This is a genomic window from Fibrobacter sp. UWT2 (assembly GCF_900142545.1).
In the GTDB taxonomy this organism is placed as follows: Bacteria; Fibrobacterota; Fibrobacteria; order Fibrobacterales; family Fibrobacteraceae; genus Fibrobacter.
In genome coordinates this window covers 80,572-96,754 of the sequence record NZ_FRBF01000001.1, presented here as the reverse complement: position 1 = coordinate 96,754, position 16,183 = coordinate 80,572, and the positions used below count along the sequence as shown (strand labels likewise).

Annotated in this window: 12 protein-coding genes; 7 read left to right on the top strand and 5 right to left on the bottom strand. The window is 50.3% G+C overall.

What is annotated here, in order from left to right:
- The first annotated feature begins 73 nt into the window (after positions 1–73).
- Positions 74–907, top strand: coding sequence for a CvfB family protein (locus tag BUA40_RS00360; RefSeq protein ID WP_072797149.1), 834 nt, complete (start codon positions 74–76; stop codon positions 905–907).
- A 15-nt stretch (positions 908–922) separates the two neighbouring features.
- On the opposite strand, the gene BUA40_RS00355 is transcribed toward BUA40_RS00360, so the two are convergent.
- The gene (locus BUA40_RS00355; RefSeq protein WP_255369134.1) at positions 923–1,654 is read right to left on the bottom strand and encodes an OmpA family protein; all 732 of its coding nucleotides are present in this window, start codon (positions 1,652–1,654) and stop codon (positions 923–925) included.
- A gap of 84 nt (positions 1,655–1,738) precedes the next feature.
- Here BUA40_RS00355 and BUA40_RS00350 point away from each other — a divergent pair, with 84 nt between their 5' ends.
- The 5 genes from BUA40_RS00350 (at position 1,739) to BUA40_RS00330 (ending at position 11,081) form a co-directional block, all read left to right on the top strand.
- Positions 1,739–2,797 (top strand): hypothetical protein, encoded by a 1,059-nt coding sequence (locus BUA40_RS00350; RefSeq protein ID WP_072797145.1) that lies wholly within the window; start codon positions 1,739–1,741, stop codon positions 2,795–2,797.
- Between the two features lie 48 nt (positions 2,798–2,845).
- Positions 2,846–3,796: a YihY/virulence factor BrkB family protein gene (locus BUA40_RS00345; RefSeq protein WP_255369133.1), complete on the top strand. Its 951-nt coding sequence runs from the start codon at positions 2,846–2,848 to the stop codon at positions 3,794–3,796.
- Positions 3,797–3,890: 94 nt separating this feature from the next.
- The gene (locus BUA40_RS00340; protein WP_072797142.1) at positions 3,891–4,472 is read left to right on the top strand and encodes a hypothetical protein; all 582 of its coding nucleotides are present in this window, start codon (positions 3,891–3,893) and stop codon (positions 4,470–4,472) included.
- A gap of 65 nt (positions 4,473–4,537) precedes the next feature.
- Positions 4,538–8,710, top strand: coding sequence for a hypothetical protein (locus tag BUA40_RS00335; RefSeq protein ID WP_072797140.1), 4,173 nt, complete (start codon positions 4,538–4,540; stop codon positions 8,708–8,710).
- Complete coding sequence (locus tag BUA40_RS00330) at positions 8,703–11,081, top strand: excinuclease ABC subunit UvrA (protein WP_072797453.1); 2,379 nt, start codon at positions 8,703–8,705, stop codon at positions 11,079–11,081. Before BUA40_RS00335 ends, BUA40_RS00330 begins: the two co-directional genes overlap by 8 nt.
- 28 nt (positions 11,082–11,109) lie before the next feature.
- Here BUA40_RS00330 and BUA40_RS00325 read toward each other — a convergent pair whose 3' ends face one another.
- The 4 genes from BUA40_RS00325 to argJ all read right to left on the bottom strand — a co-directional run bounded on the left by BUA40_RS00325 (position 11,110) and on the right by argJ (position 15,617).
- On the bottom strand, positions 11,110–11,850 hold the full coding sequence (locus BUA40_RS00325; RefSeq protein ID WP_143149638.1) for a hypothetical protein: 741 nt from the start codon (positions 11,848–11,850) through the stop codon (positions 11,110–11,112).
- Between the two features lie 93 nt (positions 11,851–11,943).
- Positions 11,944–12,957, bottom strand: a complete 1,014-nt coding sequence (locus tag BUA40_RS00320) for an SDR family oxidoreductase (protein ID WP_072797137.1) — start codon at positions 12,955–12,957, stop codon at positions 11,944–11,946.
- A 122-nt stretch (positions 12,958–13,079) separates the two neighbouring features.
- On the bottom strand, positions 13,080–14,255 hold the full coding sequence (locus tag BUA40_RS00315) for an iron-containing alcohol dehydrogenase (protein ID WP_072797136.1): 1,176 nt from the start codon (positions 14,253–14,255) through the stop codon (positions 13,080–13,082).
- 144 nt (positions 14,256–14,399) lie between these two features.
- Positions 14,400–15,617 (bottom strand): bifunctional glutamate N-acetyltransferase/amino-acid acetyltransferase ArgJ, encoded by a 1,218-nt coding sequence (gene argJ, locus BUA40_RS00310; protein ID WP_072797135.1) that lies wholly within the window; start codon positions 15,615–15,617, stop codon positions 14,400–14,402.
- Positions 15,618–15,717: 100 nt separating this feature from the next.
- On the opposite strand from argJ, the gene greA reads away from it, so the two are divergent.
- Positions 15,718–16,182, top strand: coding sequence for a transcription elongation factor GreA (gene greA, locus BUA40_RS00305; RefSeq protein WP_072797134.1), 465 nt, complete (start codon positions 15,718–15,720; stop codon positions 16,180–16,182).
- Position 16,183 lies beyond the last annotated feature (1 nt).

Here is a 16,183-nt window from a genome sequence, read left to right as displayed (position 1 = left end):
TCAAAATAGTCCCTTTGTTCTCCCCTGCACTTTTTCTATTTTTGGGCTAAATCACTTGAACGGAAGGTCCCTTATGGAATTAGGCAAATACAACCGCGCCCGGGTAGAAGAAATCATGCCCCAGGGTTACTACCTGGAACTTGAAACCGGCGGGCGCGTGCTTCTCCCCGGCAAAAAAGAAGAATTCAGCCTCACAGAAGGTGAAGTCCTGGACGTATTTGTCTACATGGATTCCGAAGACCGCCCCATTGCCACCCTCGACAAGCCCTACGCTACCGTCGGCGAATTTGCCGTACTCGAAGTCAAGGACGTGAACCGCATCGGCGCATTCCTGGATTGGGGCCTGAACAAGGACCTGTTCCTTCCCTACAAGCAGCAGCTCGGTGAACTCAGGCGCGGCGACCGCTGCGTCGTGTACATTCTCGAAGACGAAAAGAGCAACCGCATCGTGGCCACCGAAAAAATCAAGAGCTTCCTGAACCCCGACACTTCGGAACTCCACTTGGGCCAAAAGGTGCAGCTCGCCGCTTACGAAGTCACCCGCGACCACATTGATTTCCTAGTAGACTACCGCTACACGGGCCGCCTCATGGTTACTCCCAACACGCCGCGCATCTACATCGGCGACACCATGGCTGGCTACATACAACGTTTCACTGAAGACGGAAAGATAACCCTGAACCTCACGCCCGTGGGCTACAAGGGTATCATGAAGAGCGAAAGCCCCTCCGCCATCATGCAAAAGCTTGAAGAAGCCGGTGGTTTCTTACCTTACGGCGACCACAGCGATCCCGAAGACATCCGCCGCGAATTCGGCATGTCCAAGAAGACTTTCAAGAAAATCCTCGGAACGCTCTTCCGCGAAGGAAAGATTATTCTTTCCGACGAAGGCTTCCGCAAGAATTAATTCAGAACCCTAAACCTACTTGTGTTCCACCTGCACTTCGTCTTCGTTTAGTACACGAAGTTCGATGCGGCGGTTCTTTCGGCGGCCTTCTTCGGTCGCATTCGAAGCCCTAGGCTGGCTAGAACCGTAACCGCTTGCCGAAAGACGGCCGCGGTCAACGCCCTTTTCGGTCATATAAAGGAATACCGTATAGGCGCGCTGTTCCGAAAGCGTCTGGTTAAAGGCATCGCCCCCTTCGGAGCTGGTATGGCCCTGAATTTCGATGTGGGCCAAGGGATTCTTCAAGATTCCGGCCACGGCCTTGTCCAGGATTTCAATGGACTCCGGTTCCAGTTCTGCGCTGCCGGCCTTGAAGTTTACGCCTTTCAATTCCACACGGGTATCGTCAAACACCACCGTAATGCCACCCGTACTTGCCGTCGGCGACACGTAGGGAGAAGTACCGCAATCAAAGGGTCCCGTTACACTTTCGCAGTAGATTGTATAAGTTTCTTCGCGGGGAATATGGAAAGTGACCTCACCTTCTGCATCCGTAGTCACGGTCACTCTCTTATTGGGGTCGTTCTGTCCTACAAATGTCAACTTCTTGTGCGCCTGAGGCACATCCTGGTCGTTCGTGAACGTCACTGTAAGTACAGCATGAGTCTTGTTGGGCAATAAATCACGGGCAAGCGCAGGAAACGAAAAAAGATTTACACACAAAACTGCGCTAAAAACGGGCAAAACGCCAAAACGAAACCGTTTCACGGAACACTCCTTGAAAATCGAGGCAAAATTAGAAAAAATATTCTAAATTTGGACACGAAAACAAAAAACCTTCAAGGAGTAAACATGAAGTTCAGGAAAATCGCAGCGGCCGCTCTCGCGATGGGCATTTCCGCTTTTGCCGCTGATGCTACCGACAATATGACCCTCAAGGGCAACGTTCAGACCCAAGTCACCAAGTCCATCAACGACGAAGACAACAACTTCAGCAGTGGCTGGATTCGCGCCAACGTCGGCGGTCAGTATAAGAGCGAAAACCTGGACGGAACCATCATGCTCCGCATTTTCGCCCCGGAATTCGGCAACAAGATCAAGGACGGCGACGGCAAAACCACGAGCTACGACAAGATTCTCGCTGACCTCTACTGGGTGAACTACAAGTGGGCTCTCAACGACAACAACCAGTTGAACCTGAAAATCGGTCGCTGGAAGACCGACTGGTCCCAGTCCACCAACTTCGGTACCTATGTTGACAAGGATTTGACCAAGCGCGGCCTCTGGATGCGCGATTACAGCCACAACGCTGTTGAAATGGGCTGGAAAAACGGCCTGAACCAGTTGAACGCCATGGTCGCCACCAAGAACGGCACCGCCAACCAGGGTTACGTTCGTATCGAAGACGACATGAAGTTCACCTTCCCTCTGGAAGTCAAGGTGGCCTACCGTTCTAACGCCATCGACGTGGTGCAGAACACCGCCTATATTACCCACCGTGTAGCCGCCTACGCCAGCTACGAATTTCTCCCCATTCTCCGTGCCTACGGTGAATACGCCTGCATTTACACCCAGGACGACGACCTGAATACCGAAGTTGCAAACTATATCGCCCCCGAATCCAAGTATTTCCAGCCGGGCATCTACTTCCAGCCGTTCTACCTGGGCTTGGACCTCGCTCCGAAAACCGGTTTCATGAACACCCTGATGAGCCACCTCATGGTGGAATGGGAATACATCAACAAGCGTGACAACCTGGACGGTTCCCCCAAGGGTACTTACGACGACTGGGCATGGACCGTCGCCTACGTCAAGAGCATCGGCAAGTCCAAAATTCAGTTTAGCGTCTACAGCGAAAAAGAAATGTCCGATGTCGGTCTCGCCTTCCGCCTGACCAGCACCATCAAGTAATTCTTGTTCGTAATGCCAAATTGGATTAAAGAATTTTCCTGGGAGCGGATGTTCGACTATATTGCCGAACGTTCCGTTACCCCCGTCAAGGTTGCGATTATTGCAGGCAAGTCCTTCCTGTACTTTCACGGGCTTACCCGCGCCGCAGCCCTGACCTACACCACTTTCTTGGCTGTTGTTCCGCTTCTCATTCTCCTGACGTCCATTACCATTGCCGTCGGTTTCGGCAACTTTTTCTCGGACTACCTGCCGCACTTGCTCTCCTTCTTGGACCTTGACTGGCCTGTCGACCCGATTATCACGATCGTGAAAAATGCGGAGCACGTGCCTATCGGCAAACTCGGGTTCATTGGAGCCATGGGTCTATTCATCACGTTCATCCTCGCTTTCGGTAGCCTGGAATCGAACTTCAACGTGGTGTGGGAAAACAAGGTGTCTCGCCCGCTGCACAAGCAGATCCGCATCTACACCCCGCTTCTGCTTATCTTTGCAGGCATTATCGGTCTTTATGCCGGTTTTGTGAACTATCTGCAAAATGCGCTTTCGGTCATTGTGGTTGACGGATTGCATTTTGACCCGTCAGTACTCAAGAGACTCATCAACGCTTTCTGGTACCTCACATTCCACGGAGCGTTCCTCTTGATTATCTTCTTGACCCTGTATGCGCTCCCCGCAAGACCGGACCCCAAGAACTACACCAAGAAAAAGTTGCTTGTCTCTTCAATCGGCATTACCGTTCTTGCATGGATTTTCATCATCATTTACGTAAAAATCCTGATGCTCATCCAGACCATGCTCGTGACGCGTATGTCTATCTTCTATGGTTCGCTCGCCTTTATTCCCCTTATCCTTTTCCTGGTGTTCGGCATCTGGACCATCGTGCTCTGCGGAAATTCCGTGGTGTGGACGATTTGCACCTGGCCCGAATCCAAGGATCGCATCTGGAACTGGGAAGGAAGCCCCGCCGAAGGCCTGAATATGACCAAAGATCGACTGTAATTCGGCTTCCGGATTTCAGAATTAAAATAGCGGCAATCTGGCCTAGAGCCATTTGCCGTTTTTTTTATACATTGTAAGAAAAAGGACTTAGCTTATGAAAAAGATTCTCATTCTCTTGGTGGCCCTGGTGGCCTTCGCAAACGCAGAACTGCAGAGCGTAAAGTATTCGCCCGAAGAAAAGTCGAACGACGGCTTGAAGGCGTTCATCGGCGTGAGCGGCGGTAACGTGCTCGTGGCTGATGATGGTGCCATCTTTGCAAACCTCCGCATCGGTCTGGATATCAATCCCCTGCTCTCGACGGGTGTCTGGGTGTCCAGACTTTTAAGCGACGTGCGTAACTACAACGTCACCGACAAGCAGATGATCAAGTACATGTCCGTGGGTGGCTTCGTGGAACTGTTCCCGGTGCGCATCAACGACTTTTCCATCTCTGTACCGATTCAAATTGGCGGCGGCGCCCTCTATGTGATGGAACCGGACGACGAAGCCTTTGAATCCGAAGACTACTTCTTTACCGCCGACATGGCCGTGCATTTTAACTACCGTGTCACGAAGATGCTCGAGATTTCGATTGGCGGCGGCTACCGCATGTTCAGCGGCATCGAAACCAACGGCCTCGAGAACTTGGACTTCTGCACTCCGTTCGGAGAACTCCGCTTTACGATTAGAGAGTAAAGCCCGTTTAGGATTAAAAGGCGAAAATCTTGAGTTCAATAAAAATTTATAGTACGATCTGTCTTTTGGCAGCATCCGCTTGCCTTGCCGCATGGAGTGGCAAGGCAGAAAAGCCCTTATGTAACGAAGAGGCGATAATCGCATACGGCATCTACCAATGCGAGATTTCTACTCCGGAACAACTCGCGGGGCTTGCAGAACAACTCGACACCCTTGCCGAAGTTCCGACAATCACGTTGACGCTTGCAAGCGACCTCGTGTTTGGAGATGATTCCACAAGCGTTTCTGAATTCGAGTGGAAACCCATTGCAAAGTTCAGCGGCGAGTTTAACGGAAACGGCCATACGATTTCCGGCTTGAACATTACATCCCCGGACTCTGTGTTAGGCTTGTTCGAGTTCTTTAACGGCACTGTCAGAGACTTGACCATCGCCCATTCAACGCTGAACTACAAAGCCGGTTCGCCCGATCAGTATAGATATTTTTATGCAGGCTTTTTTGCTGGACAGGCAAAAGCAGACCTCATAAACGTTCACAGTATCGAAAACATGCTTCATTTCGAGGATTCGACAAGTTCCATTTTCGAAAGGGTCCACCTTGGAGGGATCGTCGGATACCTCAGAGGTTCTGTAGACAGTTGTTCTAATTCTAGTGAAATTGTCGCTGATTTTAAAGACATTTACGCCAACATTGGTGGCATTGTCGGTGAAAGCAAAAAAATTAGCAACAGCATTAATTCCGGAAACATTACCGTCACTGGAGACAATCTATACAGAAGAGACGTCGATGTCGGAGGTATCGCCGGAGAAGACGACCATACAACAAACAGCAAAAACAGCGGAACGATTTCAGCAAACGGGAACCGAGTCGGCGGAATCGTCGGTTACGGCAACTCTGATTTCTGCGAAAACATGGGTTCCATCACAAACACGCGCGTCATCCAAGGGTGGGACACTTCTTATGTCGGAGGCATTACCGGTTCGGGTAAAGCCCAATACAGCATCAACAAAGGCACAGTCAAAGGCGGAATTGCGGGAGGCCTTGCCGGAAAAGGCGGCGGCACGCAAAGCATCAACGAAGGTTCCGTAACAGGATCTCTTTATGCCGGGGGTATCGGCGGCGATTGCGGCAACGACATAGCATCTATCAACGGCAGCGTCATTGCATCTATCAACAGGGGTTCCATCGATGGAGGCAACGTCGGCGGTCTCTGCGGACGAAACTTCGCGATTATCGGTTCATCCATCTCTTATACCGAAAACGCCAAGGGCAACGCTTCTACAGGCGGTATCATCGCCATCAACTACGGCCAAGTGATCGGCGGCTTCTATGATACAACCGAAGTGCCCGGCATTCAGCCTATTGCCAAAGACAGTACAAAAGAGATCAACTGGGAAATGCGCGGCATGTCTACCAAGGACATGCAAACCGTTGAATTCGCAAGCAAACTCAATGATATCGTAAAAAATGGAACAGTGTTCGTAGACCGCAGTTTTGACGGATTCTATTCCGTTTTGCATCTATGGACAACAAACGGTTCATACCCGTTCTTCGCGGATTCCACCAATTTACCCATTCAAAAAATATTGCTTGACGACAGCCTTTACGTGAAAACAGCCTACACCGATTCCAAGGGACATCTACAAGAAATTCCACTAGCGGCATCTGAAGAAGGAAGATACTTCCAGGGCTGGATAGACTCTGTCGGCACGCCCGTGACCAAAACAACCGTATTTACGGACAGCCAGACGATTTACGCCAAATACTCCAACATCATTACCGATTCAAGCCTTGTCGTATTTAACGACAACCCCACAGAAAAAACGCCTATTATCGGATGGAACGGAGAATTCAAGGAACCCGTATTGAAGATGCACAAGGATTCTTCGCTCTACCAGGTGATTTCGACCCCTGGCGAGTATGCCTGGTACATCAAGAATACCACCCGCAGGATTGCCGGGAAAAACCAGTATGTTGATCGAGTGATTCTTGCAAACAACATTTACTTGTCCAAAGACACCACAAAATATTTGCCTGAAAATTATCTGACAGGATCACTCTTAGAGAACTTCGTTTTCGATGGCGATGGGCACAGTATATATGGATTAAACGGCAGGATGTTCTCCAGCATTCATAACGGGGCAGTTCTCCGCAACGTCAACTTGGTAAATACATTCATGAATCCTCATTCGGGATACGCAACCAATTACGCCAGTGCATTCGCTTACGACAACGAAGGAGTCATTCAGAACAGCTCTCTCCGTAATGCCTTTATTGATTCTACTGCAGTAGAATTATACGGTTTTGTTGTAAGCAATATAGAAGGTGCCATTATCGAAAATTGTGAAAACTACAGCAATTTTACGGAAGGAACTAAACGCCTGCAATATATTGCAGGCTTTGTGGGATACAACGCCGGAACAATCAAGAACGTAACCAATTACGGGAACATAAGCCTACCCATTGATCGAAACGGAATAAAGTTATCATCCCCACAGCCCGCAAGCATTGCGGGGATAGCCTTCACCAATGCAGGCGTGATCGAAAACGCCATAAATAAAGGCAATCTCTACGGCGACCTCGCCAGCGATGAAGAACAGCGTATGAGTATCGCAGGCATTGCAGTAAATGGAGGAAAAATCAAGAATTCCAGAAACGAAGGCAACATTACATTCAACTACAACAAAAGCAAATTGAATGTTCTCATCGGAGGAATCTCCAGCGGAACGGCATCTATCGATTCAAGCGTAAACTCGGGTTCAATCAAAGTCAACATTGCCGATAGCGTTGCAATCAAGTATATACTCCAGGTCGGCGGCATTGGCAAAGAAGGCTCTGTCAAGAATTCTACAAACGAAGGCGATATCACAATCATCGATTCCACTTCGTCACGATGGTCTCAAGCGATTTTTGGAGGAATTTTAGGAGCAGGAGGAACCATTGATTCTTGCATCAATAAAGGAAACATCACAGGATTCGGTCACGTGGGCGGTATTATCGGCGAAGGAGGAAACGGATCAATCCAGAATGTCCGCAATTTAGGAAAAATTACGGCATACAGTTCCCCGACTTACCTCACGACAGAGCCAGGCACTCATGTTGGAGGAATTGCCGGTTCATCTGGAGATAAGAATCAAATCAGCTATGCGTTTAATGAAGGTGCAGTCACAGTTGTAGCAAACGAAACCGACACCACCACGAGTTATGTTGGTGGAGTATGCGGGTTCTCAGTATGGAACGATATGAACATCGTTTCAAATACAGCGTCCATTTCGGCTAGTGGAAAAAAATCTTTTGCAGGCGGGATTAGTGGTTTCGCAAGATACAACAAAATGCAAAATATTTATAACTGGGGCGAAATAAAATCCGATTCCGCTGCAGGCGGTATTATTGGCAATAAATACATTTACCACAACTATTACGAAAATGTCTATAATGCGGCGCCAGTAAAGGCTGCTTATGTAGGCCCCATTGAACCATTTGCATATGAATTTGATCGCACGTTTAAAGACACCACCACAAGCATTTTTTACGATTCCACATTCGTTCGCGACACTGCAGATAAAGTGAGTATGTTTTACATTGATCCTATTAATCCTAGTGGCTATAACAGCAAGAGTTTCACAGCAATTGTTGCTATAACTCCCATGAATACGGAATCCATGCAGAGTGACAAATTCGTCAATATCTTGAACACGTCGAACAACGAAAAGCAAAACAGCGGCATATGGACTCGCAACGGAGGCTACCCCATATTCAACGAAAAGCCGACCCCAGTTGTCGCAAGTTCTAGTTCGCAGGCCATATCTTCTAGCTCGGAACCCAAATCCAGCTCTAGCATTCCGGCAAGTTCTAGCTCTAGCGTTCAGGAGAAATCGTCTAGCAGCCAGAAAATCGATTCCTCCAGTTCGCAGGCAAAGTCCAGTTCTAGCGTAGATTCCAGCTCTAGCTTGGAATCTACGGTCAAATCGTCTAGCAGTGCAAATTCTTCTAGCAGCCAGGGTAAAGTCTTTGTCTTACAGAACAACAAGGATTTCAACTTCTCGCTCGAAGTTTCTGGAAGAACAATTTTGCTTTCGAACGTTCAGGAGTATGCAAGCTACGTCCTATTCGACATGCAAGGCAAAACAGTTTCTGCAGGTGCTCTACAAAAAGGCTACATGCAGATTGCTGTACCGAGAGCAGGAACATACCTGATTCGTGTCGGAAAGAAACTGCAAAAGGTGATTGTTGAATAACTTTATTTCCATTCGCGGCTGTAGGCTGCACAATTTAAAGAATATCGATGCCCAGTTCCCGCTGGGCAAGATTTCTGTTGTATGCGGACCTTCGGGCTGCGGAAAGTCGACGCTTGTGCTTGACACCCTGCACGGGGAATCCAAACGCCGCTATTTGGAAACACTTTCGCCGTTTGCGGCGGAACTGCTCGGCGGTCGTCGCATTATTCCGCTGGATAGCGCCGAAGGTTTACCCGCAAGCCTTGCCGTTGGCCCAAGTCACGGCGAAACGCCAGCAAAGGCTTACGCCTTGAGCATTTCGGAATGCGATTCGACATTGCGCGCCTTGTTTGCAGCGTACGCGAAGCCTGCCTGCCCCATTTGCGGAAAGCCCATGGAAAGCATGAGTCGTGAAGACATGATTCGCGAGATAGCAAGCCTGCCGCAAGGGAGCAAACTGCAGTTTTTTGCGCGGATTGATGTTGAGAAACGAACAAGTCTCGATAAGTTGGCGGCGGTGTTCCTGGCGCAAGGCTTTACGCGCGCCATGGCAGATGAAGTCAGCTATTCGCTTGCCGACTTGACTGAAAACGAAAAGAAGATTGTCCCGAAGGAATTCTTTATTGTCGTAGACCGCGTGATTGTTCGCGAGAACACGCGCACCCGCATTGCCGAAGCAGTCGATGGAGTCTTGAAGCTCACACACGGCGAATTGATTCTAGACATCAACGGGAACCGCAAACTTTTCAGCACGGTGCCACGCTGCCCGGAACATGGAGCGCAGCTTTCAAGACCGCTCGCACCAGAAGACTTGTCGCCGTATTCCCGCACGAGCGTTTGCGAAAAATGTGGCGGCACCGGAATCATCGAAGACGGCGACAACAGCGAAGAATGCCCTGATTGCAAAGGACTTAGACTCAAGCAGAATTTTTTGAACGCGGCGATTGAATGTATTTCAAGTGAAGATGAGCCGCGCAAAATCCGTACCACGTGGCAAGACATCTTGAACACGCCCTTCGCGGAACTCGAAAGCCGGCTGCACGCCCTGTTTGACAATCGACTGTCGGCAAAGCAGCAACCCGCATTCCGCACGTTAATTGACCGCATCCAGGCGATTGTCGACCTTGACATCGGTTACCTTACGGCAGGGCGTGCAGGCGCCACCCTGTCGGGTGGCGAAGTCCAAAGACTTCGGCTTTCGAGCCTCAGCACCGGGCACCTGAACAACCTCCTGATTGTCCTCGACGAACCCGCCAGCGGTTTGCACCAGAGCGACGTGGAAGCCCTCTGGAAAGTCCTCAAGAAGGTTCAATCCCGCGGAAACACGCTCGTCCTCATCGACCACAATCCCGCCCTCATCAAGAAAGCCGACTGGATCATTGAAATGGGTCCTGGCGCCGGCGAAAAAGGCGGAGAAATTCTGTTGCAAGGAACAGCAAAAGAAATTCTTGGCAATCCGGTATCGCCCACAGGGAATTGGATTAGAGAAGTAGGAAGTAGGAAGCCGGAAGTAGGAAGAAATTTAAAACGTCAAAGCGAGAAGCGTAGCGACGCGACTATCGATGTTGAGAACTTCGCGATGTTCGACATGAAGCCGGTCACCGCGCATTTCCCGATTCAAAAATTCAGCGTCATCACGGGCCAGAGCGGTAGCGGCAAGTCCACGATTTTCTTCAGGAACCTTGCCCCACGCGCCACCAAGGGTGAATTTGAAAGTCTCGGCATCCAAGCTCTATCGATTCTTTCTACAGGCGATTTCCACGGAAACCGTCGCAGCACCGTTGCCTCGGCCATCAACCTGAACACAATTCTCCGCGATTTGTTCGCAAAACTCCCCGAAAGCAAGGTCCGCGGCTACACCGCCAGCAAGTTCGCGACGCACGCCCCCGGGGGCCGCTGCGAAAACTGCAAGGGCGAAGGCGTTATCCTCGACCCCGCGGGCTACGAAGAATCCGAATGCCCCGTATGCCTCGGCAGACGCTTTAAGGATGAAATACTCGAAGTCCGCTTCAAGTCGCTTTCCATCGCCGACATCTATGACCTAGAAGTCGGTGACGCCTACAAGCTATTCATCAACATGAAGCCCTTCGCCGACAAGCTCAAGCCGCTTGTAGATACGGGCCTCGACTACCTGAAACTCGGACAGACTACGACGCACCTCTCCGGCGGTGAACGCGCCCGCTTGCGCCTTTCCATCGCCCTCGCTCGCGCGAAGGCTCCGAACACGCTTTTCCTTTTCGACGAACCCGCACGTGGTCTCCATCAAAAGGACATCCAGCATCTACTCGACCTTATCCGCGGCCTCACCGAAGCGGGCCACACCGTCATCGCCATCGAGCACGCGCAAGACTTCGTCAACGCCGCCGACTACGCAGTGGAACTTTCAAGATAAGCGGTTAAAGCCTTCTAAAAAAAGCGATTTAATCCTCTTCCATCGTAACGAAAGTCGTCACTTCTAAAGAATCCTCGACACCGTACATATCGGTGTAATATGCCATCCACGTAATCGTGGTATCCTTTTCTAGCGGTTCTTCAAGAAACATGTACAAACGAGTTTCTACATCTTTAGGTATCAGCGGATAATTCGTATAAGTGGTATCCCCACAACCTAAAAGCGTTACAATCCTTTCCGTATTAGAAGAAACTCCAAATCCATCGGGCAAGTCTTTGCCATCAATATAATAGTTGCTCAAGAAATGATCTGTATGCCCATAATAGGAATAATACTTGCTATCATAGGGCTTGAGTATCAACGTGTCGAACAAGTCTTGCAATTTCTTTTCCGACAACTTGGGAACTTCAACATAGGCCGGCACGTAATCAATCAAGCGTTTTTTGCCATAATTGATGTAGGTCGTGTCGACTCGCGTCACATTTACCGTTAAATGCTTGGCAGAATCCTTTACGATACCATTTGCGCTTGCCACGCTATAACTATAGGAAAAACACCCATGAATAAACATCAAGGAACAATGAAAATTATCATCCTCGATATCACAAGTCATCCTATCCGTTGTCGCCGTCACCGTATCTAGGGAATCTTTGCCCACATAGTAAACAAAGCTATAGACCCTCACATCGGTGTAGGTTGTATCGCAAATATAATTTTCAGGGCAATCGTCTCTAGAACTTGCAGAACTTGTATTATCTCCGCAAGCCACAAAAATAATGATTAACTCAGCTAAAACAAAAAAACTAAAAACGCATTTGAACAAATGTTTTTTCATAGTTCAAATGTAGTTTATGTTTCGAGGTTAAAAAGATTTCTTCGCGCTTTCCAGCGTCGCAATCACCTTGTCACACCAGGCGTCGAATTCGGGTTCTTCTTTCTGGAATTCCGGATGCGCAAGCACATAGTCAATCGTGCGGCGAATTCCTTGGTCAAAACAAACCTCGGTGCGGAACGTGGGCACGGCACGCTTGAGCTTGGAATTGTCGAACACCACGGAGTTCGCCTTGTCGCCAATTAGACTCCCCAGCAAGTCGTAATCGCTTACATCTGCAAGGAACTGCGAAGACACATAGTAGGGCTTAAGTTCGACGCCGAGAGCATCGGCAACCGCCTTGTAAATTTGGTTCCACGTCAAAGTCTCGTCGCTTGTAATCTGGAACGATTCACCGATAGCGTGCACATTGCCCATCAGGCCCACAAAGCCGCGGGCAAAATCAGTGTTGAAAGTCATGGTCCAAAGGCTCGTACCGTCGCCGTGAATGATGACCGGTTTGCCTTCGAGCATGCGCTTTGCAACTTGCCAGCTACCGTTCTTGCCGTGAACGCCCAGTGGAATGTGGCGTTCATCGTAGGTATGGCTCGGGCGCACAATCGTAATCGGGAAACCGTCCTCGCGGTACTTGCGCATTAGGAATTCCTCCCCCGCAATCTTGTTGCGGGAATATTCCCAGTACGGATTCGCGAGAGGCGTGCCCTCGGTAATGCGATAATCCGAAAGCGGTTTCTGGTAAGCACTCGCAGAACTGATGTACATGAACTGCTTGGTTTTACCCTTAAACAGGCGGTAATCACGTTCGAGCGCACTCGGGTGAAATACGATGAAGTCGCAGACGACATCGAACTGCATGCCCTTGATTTTTTCAGCAACAGCAGCTTCGTCGTTGATATCCGCCTGAATGATTTCGACTCCCGCAGGAATGTCTTCTGCGGGGCGGTTTCCGCGATTAAGCAGGTACAGTTTCCAACCCTGAACCACCGCAAGGCGCGTAATCGCCATGCTGATGGTTCCTGTACCGCCGATAAAAAGTGCAATCATATTGAGGATGTGAGGTATGAGGCATGAGCACGGCCGCCTTCGGCGTCCTTTGAGGTTATAATCACGCCTACAAGCGCCTCAAACCTCAAAGTGCGAAGCACGACCTCACTGCTCATAGCTAGTTACACCGTTGCGTGGGCCGCAATTTTATAAATCTCAGTGACGTCCTTCGCCTTAAGCGGAACAAAGCCCCAGCCGTCGCCCGGGTTCTGCTTTTCGACAAGCTTCGGGATATCCTCTTCCTTGGCGCCGAGTTCAGCGAAGTTAATCGGCATGCCGATGGAATGCAAGAAGCGGCGGAAAGCCTTGATGCCTTCGAGGGCGGTGGACTTCGGGTTCTCGAAATTCATCTCGCAGCCGAACACGCGCGTCGCCATCTGCGCAAAACGCATCACGTTGTGGTCGACGACGTATTCCATCCAGGCAGGCATGATGACTGCTAGGCCCGCGCCATGGGCGCAGTCGTAAAGCGCCGAAAGTTCATGTTCGATGGCGTGGCTGTTCCAATCCTGACTGCGCCCGCAGCCCACAACACCGTTGTGGGCTACCGTCCCCGCCCACATGATGTTCGCACGCACCTGGTAGTTGGTCGGGTCAGCAATGGCGCGCGGCCCCTCCTTCACCATCGTTAAAAGCACCGCTTCGCACAGGCGGTCGGTGATTTCCACTTCGAGCGTATTCGTGAAGTAGCGTTCAAACACATGCGCCATGATATCGGTAATGCCGCAGGCCGTCTGGTAAGCAGGCAACGTGCAAAGGAGCGCCGGATTCTGCACCGCGAACTTCGGGCGGATATGTTCGCTACTTGCACCGCGCTTGAGCATGCCGTCTTCCTTGGTAATCACGGAGTCGCCGCTACCTTCGGAACCGGCAGCCGCAATCGTCTGCACCACGCCAATCGGGAGCGCAGATGTCGCCGAGGCCTTGCCCTCGTAAAAATCCCAGAAGTCGCCATCGTAAAGGCTCCCCACGGCAATGCCCTTGGAGCTATCGATCGTAGAGCCGCCACCAACGGCCAAAATAAAGTCAACCCCATTGGCGCGCACCATTTCGATGCCCTTGTAAATGAGCGTATCGCGCGGATTCGGCTTCACGCCACCGAGTTCCACATGGGCAATTCCAGCGGCATCGAGCGATGCCTTCACGCGGTCAATCAAGCCCGAACGCACTGCAGAGCCACCACCGTAATGAATCAGCACCTTGGTGCCGCCATACTTTTTAACGAGTTCACCGCATTCATTTTCGCGGTTCATGCCAAATACGAATTCTGTAGGGCTGTAAAAGTTGAAATTATCCATGATTATCCTCTTGTTTCTCCTAAAAATACAAGAAAATCCCGCCCGAAAGCAGGATTTTCTACTAAATGTTGTTCACGCTAGAAAACACCATGTAAACAGTCTTTGTTAGACAACCACTGTCTACTTCCTACTGTCTACTTCCTACTACGTTGTGTATTCTGCATTAATTTTAACGTAGTCGTAACTCAAGTCGCAAGTGAATGCGCTAGCGCTAGCATGACCGATGTTAAGAACGAGCGTTACTTTGTATTCACGCTGGCGGACTACCGCACGCAGAGCCTTGGTCTGTTCTTCGTCGAGTTGCACCGGGCGGCCATTAGAAAGCACCTGCACGTCGCCAAAGAAAAGGTCCGTCTGTTCGGCGATCATATTGCAACCGCTGGAACCGGCACTGCTGAGGATACGGCCCCAGTTCGGGTCTTCGCCGAACATAGCGCACTTGGCCAAGTTAGACGTACCAATGAAACGGGCCATGCGCAAAGCCTCTTCGTGGCTTTCGGCCTTTTCGATGCAAAGTTCAATCAGCTTGGTAGCACCTTCGCCGTCGCGAACGATATCCTTGGCAAGTTCCTTCATCACGAGCATGAGTGCTGCACGGAATTCACCCTGTTCGGTGAGCGTCAAGTCTTCGTACTTGAGGCCGCTCATGCCGTTAGCCAAGAGAATGCAAGTGTCGTTCGTGCTGGTGTCGCCATCGACCGTAATCGCATTGAAGGAATCAGCGATGTCGGCGCGGAATTCAGCAAAGAAATCAATCGGCAAAGCAAGGTCAGTCGTAATAAAAGCAAGCATCGTGGCCATGTTCGGGTGAATCATGCCCGAGCCCTTGCAGGCGCCACCAATCGTCACCACACCCTTTTCGGTCTGGATTTCAACGGCATGGCTCTTGAGCGCAAGGTCAGTCGTCAGAATGGCGCGGCCAAATTCTTCGGAAGCATCGGCGTGGAGCTTTTCGACAAGCTTCGGGATACCGGCTTCAATCTTGTCCATCGGCATCAGGTGGCCGATCACACCGGTGCTGCAAACGAGTACGCTCTTCGGGGTAAGCTTCAAGGCTTCTTCGGTAAGGACAGCCATGCGTTCTGCATCGCGCAGGCCCTGTTCGCCGGTACAGGCGTTTGCGTTACCGCTGTTCACCACGACAGCAGAAGCAAAGTGGGCGTGTTCAAGAGCGGCTTTGTCGTAAAGCACCGGAGCAGCCTTCACCTTGTTCGTTGTAAACACGGCAAAGCAACGTGCAGCCTTTTCGCTCTTCAAAAGAGCCATGTCAGCGTTTCCGCTGGCCTTAATGCCTGCACAAATACCAGATGCGGTGAATCCCTTCGGGGAACAAACGCCGCCTTTTTCCAATACAGTGTACATAGTATCTCCTATTGTTTTTTACCCCCTAAATTATAGCAAAAAAGCGACTATGTTGAACACTACGCGATTCCGCTCAACAAAAAAATTCTAATTTAAAGGCATGGCTAAAACACCCTGTACTAAAGAAACTTACGACAAATTGGTTGAACGTTACACCTTCCTCAAGAAGGTCGAACGTCCCCGCGTTGTTGATGAAATGGAAGAAGCCCGCAAGCAAGGCGACCTGAGCGAAAACGCCGAATACCACGCCGCCAAGGAAATGCTGGCTCATATCGATCTGGAAATCCCCAAGCTGGAAGACCAGATTTCTAATGCAATTATCGTTGAATTTGACGCAAACTCCGACACCGTCCGCTTTGGCGCCACCGTCACCGCTAAAAACCTCGCCACCAAGAGGGAAGTGGTTTATCAGCTGGTGAGCCCCGAAGGCGTCGATCCGATGAACGGCAAAATCAGCTTCAAGAGCCCCATGGGTTCCGCTTTCATGGGTAAAAAGAAAGGCGAAATCGTCGAAGTCGTGACACCCAAGGGCAAGAACCGCTTCGAAATCGTCGACTTCAAGTAAG

Excerpts from the sequence above, each read along its gene's own strand:
- BUA40_RS00360 (WP_072797149.1), top strand. The coding sequence starts at position 74 with ATGGAATTAGGCAAATACAACCGCGCCCGGGTAGAAGAAATCATGCCC.
- BUA40_RS00350 (WP_072797145.1), top strand. The coding sequence starts at position 1,739 with ATGAAGTTCAGGAAAATCGCAGCGGCCGCTCTCGCGATGGGCATTTCC.
- BUA40_RS00345 (WP_255369133.1), top strand. The coding sequence starts at position 2,846 with ATGTTCGACTATATTGCCGAACGTTCCGTTACCCCCGTCAAGGTTGCG.
- BUA40_RS00340 (WP_072797142.1), top strand. The coding sequence starts at position 3,891 with ATGAAAAAGATTCTCATTCTCTTGGTGGCCCTGGTGGCCTTCGCAAAC.
- BUA40_RS00320 (WP_072797137.1), bottom strand. The coding sequence starts at position 12,957 with ATGATTGCACTTTTTATCGGCGGTACAGGAACCATCAGCATGGCGATT.
- BUA40_RS00315 (WP_072797136.1), bottom strand. The coding sequence starts at position 14,255 with ATGGATAATTTCAACTTTTACAGCCCTACAGAATTCGTATTTGGCATG.
- argJ (WP_072797135.1), bottom strand. The coding sequence starts at position 15,617 with ATGTACACTGTATTGGAAAAAGGCGGCGTTTGTTCCCCGAAGGGATTC.
- greA (WP_072797134.1), top strand. The coding sequence starts at position 15,718 with ATGGCTAAAACACCCTGTACTAAAGAAACTTACGACAAATTGGTTGAA.